Annotated in this window: 11 protein-coding genes; 8 read left to right on the forward strand and 3 right to left on the reverse strand. The window is 36.6% G+C overall.

All coding sequences use genetic code 11. From position 1 onward, the window contains the following. Positions 1–56 precede the first annotated feature (56 nt). The 4 genes from ACK4R1_RS13990 to ACK4R1_RS14005 all read left to right on the forward strand — a co-directional run bounded on the left by ACK4R1_RS13990 (position 57) and on the right by ACK4R1_RS14005 (position 4,379). The gene (locus tag ACK4R1_RS13990) at positions 57–983 is read left to right on the forward strand and encodes a homoserine kinase (protein ID WP_409688338.1); all 927 of its coding nucleotides are present in this window, start codon (positions 57–59) and stop codon (positions 981–983) included. Between the two features lie 40 nt (positions 984–1,023). Beyond that, entirely contained in the window at positions 1,024–2,313 is a 1,290-nt protein-coding gene (thrC, locus tag ACK4R1_RS13995) for a threonine synthase (protein ID WP_409688341.1), read from the forward strand. Between the two features lie 89 nt (positions 2,314–2,402). Continuing rightward, positions 2,403–3,110, forward strand: a complete 708-nt coding sequence (locus ACK4R1_RS14000) for a hypothetical protein (protein ID WP_409688344.1) — start codon at positions 2,403–2,405, stop codon at positions 3,108–3,110. 81 nt (positions 3,111–3,191) lie between these two features. Further along, positions 3,192–4,379: a hypothetical protein gene (locus ACK4R1_RS14005; protein WP_409688347.1), complete on the forward strand. Its 1,188-nt coding sequence runs from the start codon at positions 3,192–3,194 to the stop codon at positions 4,377–4,379. Between the two features lie 53 nt (positions 4,380–4,432). Here the strand turns inward: ACK4R1_RS14005 and ytxJ are convergent, their stop codons facing one another. Beyond that, positions 4,433–4,819, reverse strand: coding sequence for a bacillithiol system redox-active protein YtxJ (gene ytxJ / locus ACK4R1_RS14010; RefSeq protein ID WP_409688349.1), 387 nt, complete (start codon positions 4,817–4,819; stop codon positions 4,433–4,435). Between the two features lie 238 nt (positions 4,820–5,057). On the opposite strand from ytxJ, the gene clpB reads away from it, so the two are divergent. From clpB to ACK4R1_RS14030, 4 genes are all read left to right on the forward strand, one after another. Continuing rightward, positions 5,058–7,673 (forward strand): ATP-dependent chaperone ClpB, encoded by a 2,616-nt coding sequence (clpB, locus tag ACK4R1_RS14015; protein ID WP_409688352.1) that lies wholly within the window; start codon positions 5,058–5,060, stop codon positions 7,671–7,673. Between the two features lie 546 nt (positions 7,674–8,219). Next, a complete protein-coding gene (locus ACK4R1_RS14020; RefSeq protein ID WP_409688355.1) occupies positions 8,220–10,151 on the forward strand; it encodes an ATP-binding protein in 1,932 nt (643 codons plus the stop codon). 176 nt (positions 10,152–10,327) lie between these two features. After that, the gene (locus tag ACK4R1_RS14025) at positions 10,328–11,299 is read left to right on the forward strand and encodes a hypothetical protein (RefSeq protein ID WP_409688358.1); all 972 of its coding nucleotides are present in this window, start codon (positions 10,328–10,330) and stop codon (positions 11,297–11,299) included. A 227-nt stretch (positions 11,300–11,526) separates the two neighbouring features. Beyond that, entirely contained in the window at positions 11,527–11,718 is a 192-nt protein-coding gene (locus ACK4R1_RS14030; protein ID WP_409688361.1) for a cold-shock protein, read from the forward strand. Between the two features lie 108 nt (positions 11,719–11,826). Here the strand turns inward: ACK4R1_RS14030 and ACK4R1_RS14035 are convergent, their stop codons facing one another. Together ACK4R1_RS14035 and ACK4R1_RS14040 are read right to left on the reverse strand one after the other, a co-directional pair. Continuing rightward, positions 11,827–13,005, reverse strand: a complete 1,179-nt coding sequence (locus ACK4R1_RS14035) for a DUF3570 domain-containing protein (RefSeq protein ID WP_409688364.1) — start codon at positions 13,003–13,005, stop codon at positions 11,827–11,829. A gap of 13 nt (positions 13,006–13,018) precedes the next feature. Further along, the gene (locus tag ACK4R1_RS14040; protein WP_409688545.1) at positions 13,019–13,222 is read right to left on the reverse strand and encodes a DUF4266 domain-containing protein; all 204 of its coding nucleotides are present in this window, start codon (positions 13,220–13,222) and stop codon (positions 13,019–13,021) included. Between the last annotated feature and the right edge of the window lie 22 nt (positions 13,223–13,244).

The raw sequence follows: 13,244 nt of genomic DNA on the forward strand, positions 1-13,244 counted from the left end.
TTTCAAGTTAAACAACAAACCTGAAACCTGAAACCTGAAACCTGACACAAAAACAAATGATTGAAATTAAAGTTTTTTGCCCTGCCACCATCGCCAATCTCAATTGCGGTTTTGACGTATTGGGCTTATGTCTAGATGGCATTGGCGACGAAATGATTATCCGAAAGACAGCAGAAAAAGGCATTCGCATCACCAAAATAACCGGTGCCGATTTGCCTTTAGAAACCGAAAAAAATGTAGCCGGTGTTGCCGCTTTGGCTATAATCAATGCTACCAATCCTGATTTTGGCTTCGAAATTGAAATCCATAAAAAGATAAAAGCCGGCAGTGGTATCGGAAGTTCTTCTGCCAGTGCGGCCGGAGCAGTTTTTGGTATTAATGAATTATTAGGCAAACCGTTTACTCGTCATGAATTGGTTGATTTTGCCATGAAAGGCGAAGCTTTAGCCAGTGGTTGCGAACATGCAGACAATGTGGCGCCTTGTGTTTTAGGCGGATTTACTTTGGTTCGAGGTTACAATCCGTTGGATGTCATTAAAATTGAAAGTCCGAGCGAAATGTATGCGGTTGTACTTCATCCCCAAATCGAACTTAAAACTTCTGATTCAAGAGCCGTACTTTCCCCAACCATTTTATTAAAAGACGCTATTACCCAATGGGGAAATGTTGGCGGATTCATTGCCGGATTGTACACCAAAGATTATGAACTGATTGGACGTTCACTTCAAGATGTAATCATTGAACCATTGCGTAAACAATTAATTCCTAATTTTGAAGAAGTCAAGAATGCCGCATTACAAAATGGCGCACTCGGCTCAGGTATTTCAGGCGCCGGACCATCAATTTTCGCTTTGTGCAAAGGACAAGAAATCGCCGAAAAAGTAGCTTACGCGATGAGCAATAGCTATCTCGAAACCGGAATCGCTTTTGACATTCATATTTCAAAAGTGAATGATGAAGGAGTAAAAATAATTACGAATTAGGAATTACGAATTAATCCGTGTTCTAATTAAAATAAAAACAATGCAATACTTTAGCTTAAATAAAAATGCCCCAAGAGTCAGCTTCGAGCAAGCCGTCGTACAAGGTTTAGCACCAGACAGAGGTTTGTACTTTCCGGAGAGTATTACACCGCTTCCGCATTCTTTTTTTCAGAATATCGAAAACCTTACTCAGGAAGAAATTGCTTTTGAAGCTATTAAGCAATTCGTAGGCGATGAAATTCCGGAGACCGAACTCAAGCGCATTATAGCCGAAACTTTATGCTTTGACTTTCCTTGCGTTCCTGTTGAAAACGATGTGTTTTCTTTAGAACTATTTCACGGACCGACAATGGCGTTTAAAGATGTAGGCGCTCGATTCATGTCGAGATGCTTGGGCTATTTCAATCGCAATAACGATAAAAAAGTTACCGTTTTAGTAGCTACTTCCGGAGATACCGGCGGTGCGGTTGCTAGCGGATTTCTGGATGTTAAAGGTGTTGAAGTAATTATACTCTATCCTTCCGGTAAAGTGAGTGAAATACAAGAACGTCAATTGACTACGTTAGGAAAAAATATAAAAGCATTAGAAGTTGACGGTGTATTTGACGATTGTCAAGATATGGTTAAACAAGCTTTTTTAGACAATACTTTAAACCATAAAAATTTAACTTCGGCCAACTCCATTAACATTGCGCGATGGTTACCGCAAATGTTCTATATTTTCTTTGCTTACAAACAATTGAAAAAATACGACAAACCAATCATTCTTTCGTGTCCGAGTGGCAACTTTGGAAATATTTGTGCCGGAATTATGGCCAAAAAATTAGGCTTGCCTATCGCCCATTTTGTGGCTTCGACTAATGTTAATGATACGGTTCCGAGGTTTTTAGAAGAAGGTAACTATGAACCTAAACCTTCCATTGCTACAATTTCAAACGCTATGGATGTTGGAAATCCAAGTAACTTTATCCGCATTCAGGAATTGTATCATTATGATTTGAGTGAATTTGAAAAAGACTTCTCTTCTTATTCCTTCACCGATGCCGAAACCAAAATCGCAATAAAAGACCTTTACAACCGAACGCAATACATAGCCGAACCACATGGCGCCGTAGGCTATTTGGGACTAAAAAAAGAAATGGCAAAACAACCGCAAAGCATCGGTGTATTTTTGGAAACTGCCCATCCGATTAAATTCTTAGATGTCGTTGAACCTTTATTGGATTTAAAGTTATCTATTCCAACACAAATTGAAAGTGTGCTGGATAAAGAGAAAGTTTCGACTAAAATTAAAACTTATGAAGAGCTTAAATCATTTTTGGAAAATTAGTAATGCCTATGCTTAAAAAGAGAAAAACGTTTCGTAACCATAATCAAGAATTTGACAGCTCTATCCGAAAAGATTTTTATAAGCGTCTTATGTACATTGTCCTTTGTGCAATACCGCTCTGGATTCTGGCAGAAGAAAAGCCACCGTTGAGTTATATAGCGCTACTATTCTTTTTATTCGGAATGTATCAGATTATAATAATCGCATCCCTTTCCCAACAAATTATCGATTCTTTTTTTCCTCCGGTTACATTGATTGAAACGAAGACCAAACCATTTGACCGAATCCTATATTATTTTTCAAGTGCATTCTTTTTTATCGGTCTGGTTTTTCTGCTTTTTGAACTTCAACAGTTAGACAACACCATCGGTGGAACCAACTTATTTTGGAAAGCCGGATTTATAGGGATTGCAGTAGCTATCGTAATAACAATAATCCTCAAAAAAACAACTCCTTCAGTTTACTTTGAGAGCAAAAGACGATATACTGTTCACTTTGGTCTATTTATAGGTTGCTTTTTATGGTCGGCTTCCGCTGCTAGTTTTATCAACCATTTTTATGCTGAATCCGAAATAAGCACCAAAGAATTTGTTCTCAAACGAAAAAGTACAGGAGGTAAACGCAACGCAAGTCATTGGTTATTTCTCCAAACAAAGCCTTCATCAGAAGAACGATTTGAAGTAACCGAATCTTTTTTTGAAACTGTAGAAGAAAGACAAACCATACTATTGAATATTCAAAAAGGAAAACTGGGATATGATGTAATTGTCGGTTTTCGAAAAAAGGAAACCCATTAAAATTGACAATCGAAAATGAATCTTATTTGCAAAAACGAAAAGACTTCTCCTATCTTTGCTCTATAACAATTCCATTTATTTATGAAAAAAATTACTTCTCTATTAACCTTACTATTGATTGTTTCTGCTTGCGGCGTTCGCCAAACGCGTGATATGCTAACTTCCGGAGATTATGATGGAGCCATTCAAAATGCAGTCGATGGTTTACGTGGTGGCAATAAAAATGCTAAAGGCAAACAAGATTACGTTTACCTGCTCGAAGAAGCATTTGCCAAAGCCAAAGAACGCGATTTACGCAACATCAATATTTGGTTTAAAGACGCCAATCCACAGAATCTAGAGAAGATTTATGAAACTTATGTACAACTCAACAGCCGTCAGGAACGCATTCGCCCATTGCTACCATTAAAGTTGTTGAAAGAAGGTCGCGACGCCAAATTTCCTTTCGATGATTACTCTGATCAGATTGTGAGCAGCAAAAATGCTTTGGCCAAATATTTATATGACAACTCCAAAGCTTTACTGGTAACCAAAGACAAAATGACCATACGTCGTGCATATGATGATTTATTGTATTTAAGAAGTTTAAATCCCGGATTCAAAGACACCGATAAACTTATTGAAGAAGCCCAATTCAAAGGCACAGACTTTGTCAACGTATATACTAAAAACGAAACCAATATGGTCATTCCGGTGCGTTTAGAAAATGATTTACTCGATTTCAGCACATTGGGTTTAAACGACAAATGGACTGTTTACCACAGCAACCGTGTCAAAGGAATTGATTATGATTATGGTTTAGTGGTGAATTTCCGCCAGATTAACATTTCTCCTGAACAGATTAAAGAAAAAGAAATTCAAAAAGAAAAACTGATTAAAGTTGGACTCAAAAATTTATTAGACCGCAATGGTCAAGTCGTTAAAGACAGTTTGGGTAACCCAATTAAAGTAGATGATATGCGAACCGTAAGAGCCCGAGTATTTGAGTTTTCTCAGTTCAAAGCTTGTCAAGTGACTGCAAAAGTTGATTATATTGATTTCAGAAACAATCAGTTATTGCAAACTTTTCCGTTGTCTAGTGAGTTTACTTTCAATTATATGTATGCTAAGCTTCGTGGTGACAAACGTGCTTGCGAACAAGACTATTTCCAGTACTTCGACCGCAGGCCTATGCCATTTCCATCTAATGAGCAAATGGTTTACGACACCGGAAATGATTTAAAGAATAAACTAAAAGACATTATTACAAGAAATAAGTTCAGAAGATAAGAAATAGAAAACTATAAAAAACCGCATTTGGAATCCAGATGCGGTTTTCTTTTTTAAATATATCTTTTCAAATCGTCGGCATAAATATCACCGTGAGAAGCATCATAAATAGGCTCGCCGTTTTTGATTAGTATCAATTGAGGCGATTGGTGTTCAATTCCGAAACGCTGGGCTATTTCATTGGAAACATCCCTATTTTCAAGTAAGTCCAAAAAATAAGGCGCAACCAAATCATCCAAATCATACTCATTTTCAAACTGTTTTAACGTCATTCGGCTGATGCCACAACGTGTACTGTGTTTAAAAATAGCCACCGGTTTCTGGGTCGACTCTTGAATAATTTCATTCAATTGAGCCAAATCGGTCAACGGGCGCCAATTGACTTTTGAGTTATTTCCTTCCGGTTCGTTTGAGCCGAATATACTTTTGAATAGGTTCATTTTGACTTGATTTAGGACATTTTGACTGTTAATTTACATAAATCTACAACTAAAGCAGTCATTTTGTCTTATTAAACATTTTGGAATACATATTGTCGACTTCTTTCCAAAGTTAAATAAAATATATTTCTATAAAATTTGTTTTAACTTTTACACAACATTCAAATTAAAAAAATAACAAACAACACCCATAGCGCAGCCGAAATGATATGTAGCGCAACGGAATAATACAAACACAATGAACATAAACAACTTAACCATCAAATCACAAGAAGCAATTCAACAAGCGCAACAAATCGCCCAAAGCTTCGGTCACCAACAAATTGAAAACGAGCACCTTGTCAAAGGAATCCTCGAAGTTGATGAGAACGTGACACCTTTTATCTTAAAGAAACTCAACGTCAATGTTGATTTATTTAAGAAGATACTTGACAGCACTTTACAAAGCTTCCCGAAAGTTTCGGGTGGCGATATTATGCTGTCTCGTGAAGCCAATACGGCTTTAAATGAAGCGAATATCATCGCCAAAAAAATGAACGATGAATATGTATCTATCGAGCATTTGTTGTTGGCCATCTTCAAATCGAAAAGCAAAGTCGCTCAAATCTTAAAAGACCAAGGCGTGACCGAAAAAGGATTAGAAGCCGCCATTGCCGAAATCCGTAAAGGCGAAAGAGTAACCTCAACTTCTGCCGAAGAAACCTATAATGCGCTAAACAAATACGCCAAAAACCTTAACGAATTAGCTCGAAACGGCAAACTTGACCCGGTAATTGGTCGTGATGAAGAGATTCGACGTGTGTTACAAATCTTAACGCGTCGTACTAAAAACAATCCGATGTTGGTTGGAGAACCCGGTGTTGGTAAAACCGCCATTGCCGAAGGCTTAGCACACCGAATCGTTGACGGCGACGTACCCGAAAACCTAAAAGACAAAATCGTTTATTCGCTTGATATGGGTGCGCTGATTGCCGGTGCTAAATACAAGGGCGAATTTGAAGAGCGATTGAAATCAGTCGTAAAAGAAGTAACTTCTGCCGAAGGTGATATCGTCTTATTCATTGACGAAATCCACACGTTAGTTGGTGCCGGCGGTGGCGAAGGCGCTATGGATGCCGCTAATATTTTAAAACCGGCTTTGGCGCGTGGTGAACTTAGAGCTATCGGTGCTACGACTTTGGATGAGTACCAAAAATACTTCGAGAAAGATAAAGCTTTAGAACGCCGTTTTCAAAAAGTACTGGTTGATGAACCGGATACTGAAAGCGCAATTTCCATTCTGCGAGGCATCAAAGAGAAATACGAAACCCATCACAAGGTGCGTATCAAAGACGATGCTATTATAGCTGCGGTAGAATTATCGCAACGCTACATTACCAATCGTTTCTTGCCGGACAAAGCCATTGACTTAATGGACGAAGCAGCATCGAAATTGCGCATGGAAATCAATTCTAAACCCGAAGAACTTGATGTCTTAGATAGAAAGATCATGCAGTTGGAAATCGAGATTGAAGCTATTAAACGCGAAAACGATGAAACCAAATTGAAAGGTCTTGGTTTAGACTTGGCAAATCTAAAAGAAGAACGTAACGAAATCTTTACCCAATGGAAATCAGAGAAAGATGTAGTCGATAACATCCAAGCGGTCAAACAAGAAATTGAAGACTTTAAGCTCGATGCCGAACGTGCTGAACGCGATGGAGATTACGGTAAAGTAGCCGAAATCCGTTACGGAAAAATAAAAGATGCCCAAGAAAGATTAGACACTTTACAAACACAATTGGCCGAAAACCAAGCCGGAACTTCCTTAATTAAAGAAGAAGTGACTCGTGAAGACATAGCTGAAGTTGTTGCCAAATGGACAGGCGTTCCCGTAACCAAAATGCTCCAAGGCGAAAGAGAAAAACTCTTACGTTTAGAAGATGAATTGCACCACAGAGTTGTTGGTCAGGAAGAAGCTATTGAAGCGATAAGCGATGCCGTACGCAGAAGCCGTGCCGGGTTGCAAGACATGAAGAAACCCATCGGTACCTTTCTATTCTTGGGAACAACCGGTGTTGGTAAAACAGAGTTAGCGAAAGCCTTAGCTGAATATTTATTCGATGATGAAAATGCCATGACGCGTATTGATATGAGTGAATACCAAGAGCGCCACAGTGTGAGCCGATTGGTTGGTGCGCCTCCGGGCTACGTAGGTTATGATGAAGGCGGACAATTGACCGAAGCTGTTAGAAGAAAACCCTATTCTGTTATTTTATTAGACGAAATTGAAAAAGCACATCCTGATACGTTCAATATCTTACTACAAGTATTAGACGAAGGTAGATTGACCGATAACAAAGGACGTTTGGCCGATTTCAAAAATACGATTATCATTATGACTTCTAATATGGGAAGCGCTATTATACAGGAGAAGTTTGAAAACTTAAAAGGCGGTCCCGACGCTTCGGGAGAAGCCGCAACCGAAGCTGCCAAGGCGGAAGTACTCGGTTTGCTAAAACAAACGGTTCGTCCTGAGTTCATCAATCGTATTGACGAAATTGTAATGTTTACACCATTAACGGCTGCGAATATTAAGCAAATTGTTGGACTACAATTGCAAAGCGTGACCAAAATGCTCGCCCATCAAAACATCACCATGGATGCGACACCGGAAGCGATTGCTTATTTAGCCGAAAAAGGATACGATCCGCAATTTGGAGCAAGACCGGTAAAACGTGTCATTCAACGCGAAGTTTTGAACCAATTGTCTAAGGAAATATTAGCCGGTAAAGTCACTACGGATAGCATCATACTGTTGGATAGTTTTGACGGACAGTTGGTGTTTAGGAATCAGAGTGAGTTAGTGGAATGAATGATAAAAGATTAGGCATAAGCGATAAGTTTTACCCTTGCTAAAAACAAAAATACTTATCCCTTTTCCCTCTTCTCTTTTAACTTAAATATAAATTGGTTTTAGTTTGGATTGAAAACCTCAATAGTTGTAATTACTTTTGAGGTTTTCTGTTTTTTTAACAAAATTCGATTATAAAAAAATAGTAGTTTACTGCTTTTTTTATAATTAATACAATTATCTTAGTATTGAATTAAAACGACACCACATCAATAAGAAAGCGAGTTGAGAGATTTCAATAGTTTACACAAAAGTCAAAATATTAATTTATTACAAGCTCAAAACTAGTCAATTATATATTTTTTTATACTTTAGCGCCCCCCATAATCAAAAATCCTCATGGTAGTTAAAAAAACATACCCCAAGATAGTACTGCTGATATTTTCTTCAAGCGTTATCTTTATTATACTTTACTTTTCATTGTATTATTATACACTTCAGGTAGAAAAAGAAGTACATACAGATTCAACAAAACAATATCAAAGTCAAATTTCCCAACTTCTTGAATTGAATACCAAACCCATAACCGTTTACATTAATAATGACACCAATTGGGATGAGTTTTTGTCCTTTATTCAAAAAAAAGACACTGTTTGGTATAATCAAATTATTGCTAAAGAACTCAGTATTTATCAGGCAGACTATATGGTTGTCTATGATGCTAAAAAGCAATTTATCACTCATACTGTAACTCCTAAAATAAAATTCGATATCAACATTCCGCCACAAGCCATGACGATATTAGAAAAAAAAGGGCTTAGTCGGTTTTACCTGAAAACCCCTAATGGTCCTGCCGAAGTTTTTGGCGCTTCAGTACATCCATCATTTGATTTACTCAAAGATAAAACACCTTCATCCGGGTACTTTTTTGTGGTGCGACTAATAGATGAAAACTACATTCAAAAGTTGGAGAAACTAACCGGGTCAAACATTACCTTCCAAAATAAGTTTCAGTTATTGCCTCACAATAAAAATAAAATCACCACTGAAATACCACTCAAAGATCATGAAAATAAAACCATAGCAGGTTTTGCTTTTGAACGTAATTTTGAAGTCTATTTTGAAAATACAACTACTATTTTATACCTCATTATTTTAACCTTTTTTATCAACTTGCTGCTTAGTCTTTTCCTAACCCGAAATTGGGTGTATTATCCTTTACATTTAATTAGAAATGTGCTCGAAACCGGAAGCAAGGAATCAATTCGTGAACTCAAAAACACTACCGGAGAGTTTCGTTATATAGGCAATCTTTTTGATGAAAACAATGAACAAAAAAAAGAGTTAATCGATGCCAAGATCAAAGCTGAAGAAAGCGACCACCTCAAATCATCTTTTTTGGCCAATTTATCACACGAGATTAGAACGCCTATGAATGCCATCAATGGTTTTACCGACTTATTGTTAACCACAACCATTGATGATAAAGAAAGACAAGAATACCTAAAAATAATTGACAAAAGCGGTAAAAGCTTAGTTTCCATCATTGATGATTTAATCGAAATGTCAAAAATCGATTCTAATCAAATTACCCCTAATTTTACTAGCGTCAATTTGGAAACTTGTGTACACGAATTGTACGAAGCTATAGAAATTACCATTCCTAAAAGTAAAAATGTAATACTTCGCAAACAGCAAACTAAGACACTACCGAAAGGTAACATTATTATTGATGAAACCAAACTCAAGCAAATCTTAACTAATTTAATTACCAATGGAATCAAATATACAGAAATCGGTTATGTGAGTTTTGGTTATGAAATAGACGAAAACAACCAACATATTACCTTTAGTGTTAAAGATTCCGGACAAGGTATTACTCAAGAGAACCAAAAATACATATTTGACCGTTTCAAAAGAGTCGATTCTGATTTAGCCATCAGAGAAGGCGGATTAGGATTAGGACTCGCCATAACCAAAGCCTATGTCGAAATTCTTAAAGGCACTATCAGTCTTACTTCTGAACCTAACAAAGGCTCAGAATTCACCTTTACCATTCCGTTAGAATATGACATACTACCAGTTTTACCTACAGAACCAGTTACTGAGATAAAAGGAACACAAAGCGGTAGCACTGCAACTGTACTGATAGCCGAAGATGACAACATCAATTTTCTGTTATTACAAAAAATAATGAAATCCTATGATTTTAAAATTATCAGAGCGGTAAATGGTCAAGAAGCGGTAACCGCTTGCACAGAAAACCCATCCATTAATATTGTTCTTATGGATATTAAAATGCCATTGATGAATGGTTTTCAAGCTTTAGAAATTATTCGCTCTTTTCGCCCTAATTTACCAATAATTGCGCAAACAGCCTATGCATCTAAGGAAGATGAAGAGCGTATTTTTTCAGCCGGGTTTACAAGCTACATTACCAAACCATTAAACAAAGAGCGACTTTTTAGCATTATTGAAGAACATGTCAAGGCACCATAAAGTTCCTGCACTTTTCTGCTCATTAGTTTTATAGCGGATATGAAAAAGTAATTTTATCTTTTTATCATCAAAAAATCTTGGAAACTGAACAAATCCTCAAAACAGTACCGAAAATAACAAAACTAGCCGTGTAACAACTTTTGGCTAAAGACGACAAAAAGAGAAATACAATTTATATGAGACGTACAACCGCAATTCTGTTGCTTTCATTAACTTGTGTCATAGCATTGGCTCAAAATTCACAGAAAGAAGCATTTCAGAAAGACAGTTTAATTGTTATTGAAAAAAATCCTGCGAAAGGATTTTTGAATGATTACATTTTGTTCATTCCAAAAGGAACCCATCTAAACAAAAAAACATTCTTACTTGTAGAACCAAATAATACAGGTAAATTATCCGATAGTACAGAAATTCATAGAAGGCATGCTATAAGCTTAGCATCGGTTAGTTCTGTAGGAAATAATATTTCCACCGAATTAAAAATACCTTTGCTTGTTCCTATTTTTCCACGACCAAAATCAAAACCGTTAACTTATACGCACGCTTTGGACAGAGATGTAATGTTAGAGAAATCTGCAGAACTCAAACGTCTTGACTTGCAGTTGTTAGCAATGATAAACGATTCCAAAAGTGTTTTAAAAACATTGAAAATTGAAGTAGAAGATAAAATTTTTATGAGTGGTTTTTCAGCCTCTGCCACTTTCACAAATCGGTTTTCATTTTTACACCCTAACAAAATACAAGCATTAGCTATAGGTGGATTTAACGGAGAATTGATGTTTCCACAAAATGAATTCAACGGTGTAAAACTAAACTATCCAATTGGAACTAACGATTTTGAAAAATTGTTCCATCAAAAATTTGATTTTCAAAATTATAAATCAATTCCTCAGTTTATCTATATGGGCGAGTTAGATGACAACGATGCTGTTCAGTTTGACGATGCTTACAGTAAAAAAGAACGAAAAATCATCAATGACAACATCGGAGCAACTGTGCAAAAAAGGTATTTGGAATGTCAAAAAAATTATTTGAAGTCAAACATCAAGGCAACTTTTAAAACATTTGAAAATGTTGGACACTGGACTACCGCAAACATGAATTTAGAAGTCATTAAGTTTTTCTTGGGCCAAATGAATAAAAAATAGAAAAACAACAGCCCGAAATACAATCTAAAAAAACCAAACTTAAAAATCTCATTAGTGATTTAAATTGATGAAATCCACCTGTTATATTTAACAAAAAACCAACTGAGAATATTAAAAAAACACAATCAAAAGTTCAAAAGTTTAAAAATATTTTAATTATTTTATGTAAATGTTGAAAAATCAATAATATAGACTATCTTTACGCCTTTATTAATACATTTTTTATTATGAACGAAGGAACTATTAAATTTTTCAATGAAGCTAAAGGCTTCGGATTCATCACTCCTAATGGTGGTGGTCAAGATGTGTTTGTTCATGCAACAGGCTTAACAGGTCAAGTGCGTGAGAACGATCAAGTGTCTTATTCCGTTGAAAACGGACAAAAAGGACCAACTGCAGTCGATGTAAAAGTTATCTAAGATATAATTTACCTGTACATTAAAAGCCAATCTTTACCGATTGGCTTTTTTTATGACTATAATTTTTGAATTGATGGTAATCTGTGTAAAATCTCCCTCAACCTCAACCTACTTATATTTAATATTAACACTAAAAATATCCGAAGTCAAAGGAGTCGTTCTAGTATAGTGACCGTATCTCAATTCAATGGTATTAAAATGCTTTAAACCAAAGACACCTCTTGGCGGCGTAAACTTCAATCCCATTCCTATAAAGTTACTATTGAATTTAGACAAGTCATAATTACTCGTATAAAATTCTTCGGTATCAGTATGCTCTTGGTAACCCTTAAAATACTTAATAGCACTTTGCGAATAATAACGGTAAAACGGACTCAATGATAAAAATGGTGTTATTTTTACCGGTACTTCAAGTTCAGCCGTGTGTGCCGTTAAGTTCCAGTCATCAGTATAATAACGATAATAGGCCCTGATGATTACATTATCGCCTGCAAAATAACTTGCCCTAACCGCCAAAGGTATTTTCAATCGAGTATCGGGCAACTTCTCCTGATGTACACTACCATCATTAAAATACACACGGTGAAACGGCAAACTCAAATAACCACTTTGACTAATAATATCGGCTAAAAAAGCAAGCTGGAAATTCCGATTCACTATTTGAGAATAGCCCAACGAACCCGCAAAAGTGTTCCTCGAAGCATTGCCACCACTACCGGCCGTTCTCAACTCAATTGGCAGAATCAATTTAACCTGATCTAAAAAAGTTTGAAACTTAGCGGTAAACTCACCGTTTCTATCTTTAGTCTTTTTCGAAAAGCTCACATTCCCTCCGAAGGATTGATAGTCATATTCAGTAGAAGATGACAATCCCATGCTCAAAGTAGTCCCTTTCGCTTCATTCTCTCTCGTATAAGTAACCGAAGGATAAAATCGTATATCACCCGAGGAAGCCGAAGAATTAGCCTGCAGGTCAATCATATCAGAGGAAGCCGAAGTATAATGGTCTACACCTACCTCCACATCAAAAGTATGTTTCAAACCGTTCTTGCCATATTTGAATAGTTTAACATCAACCGTATTGGCAATATCGGTCAACTTCTCGGTACCAATACCTCCAGTCACCGAAGAGTTATTCCCATCTTGTTTATAATAGCTTGATACTAAATTGATTTCTTCTATTTTGAGTTTAGTGCTCTTGTATCCGGTAGAATCCGTTGGGGTATTTTGTGCCGATAAACGAAAAAGACTCAGCAAAGCAAAACCTGTAATAAATATTCTTTTCATTGTTTTTTTGAGATTAATTACAACCGCAGCCGCCACCGCTTTTTCCTGCATTAGCTCCGGAAGCGCCTTCGCGGTAGGATTGAAAACTTAGTTCCGTCTTCTCTATTTTTCGGTTTGACAAAACCATTTCGGCATCGTTTATTTTTACTTTTTGGTATTCTTTAACCGATTCGCAGGAAGCAGTTAAAAAACCGACAACAGCCATACTGCATAACATCAGCTGGCTTTTTAAGGTTACT

Source organism: Flavobacterium sp., assembly GCF_046293665.1.
In the GTDB taxonomy this organism is placed as follows: Bacteria; Bacteroidota; Bacteroidia; order Flavobacteriales; family Flavobacteriaceae; genus Flavobacterium.

Bases quoted from the DNA above. Each gene is read 5' to 3' on its own strand.
- ACK4R1_RS13990 (WP_409688338.1), top strand. From the start codon at position 57: ATGATTGAAATTAAAGTTTTTTGCCCTGCCACCATCGCCAATCTCAAT.
- thrC (WP_409688341.1), top strand. From the start codon at position 1,024: ATGCAATACTTTAGCTTAAATAAAAATGCCCCAAGAGTCAGCTTCGAG.
- ACK4R1_RS14000 (WP_409688344.1), top strand. From the start codon at position 2,403: ATGTACATTGTCCTTTGTGCAATACCGCTCTGGATTCTGGCAGAAGAA.
- ACK4R1_RS14005 (WP_409688347.1), top strand. From the start codon at position 3,192: ATGAAAAAAATTACTTCTCTATTAACCTTACTATTGATTGTTTCTGCT.
- ytxJ (WP_409688349.1), bottom strand. From the start codon at position 4,819: ATGAACCTATTCAAAAGTATATTCGGCTCAAACGAACCGGAAGGAAAT.
- clpB (WP_409688352.1), top strand. From the start codon at position 5,058: ATGAACATAAACAACTTAACCATCAAATCACAAGAAGCAATTCAACAA.
- ACK4R1_RS14025 (WP_409688358.1), top strand. From the start codon at position 10,328: ATGAGACGTACAACCGCAATTCTGTTGCTTTCATTAACTTGTGTCATA.
- ACK4R1_RS14030 (WP_409688361.1), top strand. From the start codon at position 11,527: ATGAACGAAGGAACTATTAAATTTTTCAATGAAGCTAAAGGCTTCGGA.
- ACK4R1_RS14035 (WP_409688364.1), bottom strand. From the start codon at position 13,005: ATGAAAAGAATATTTATTACAGGTTTTGCTTTGCTGAGTCTTTTTCGT.
- ACK4R1_RS14040 (WP_409688545.1), bottom strand. From the start codon at position 13,222: ATGTTATGCAGTATGGCTGTTGTCGGTTTTTTAACTGCTTCCTGCGAA.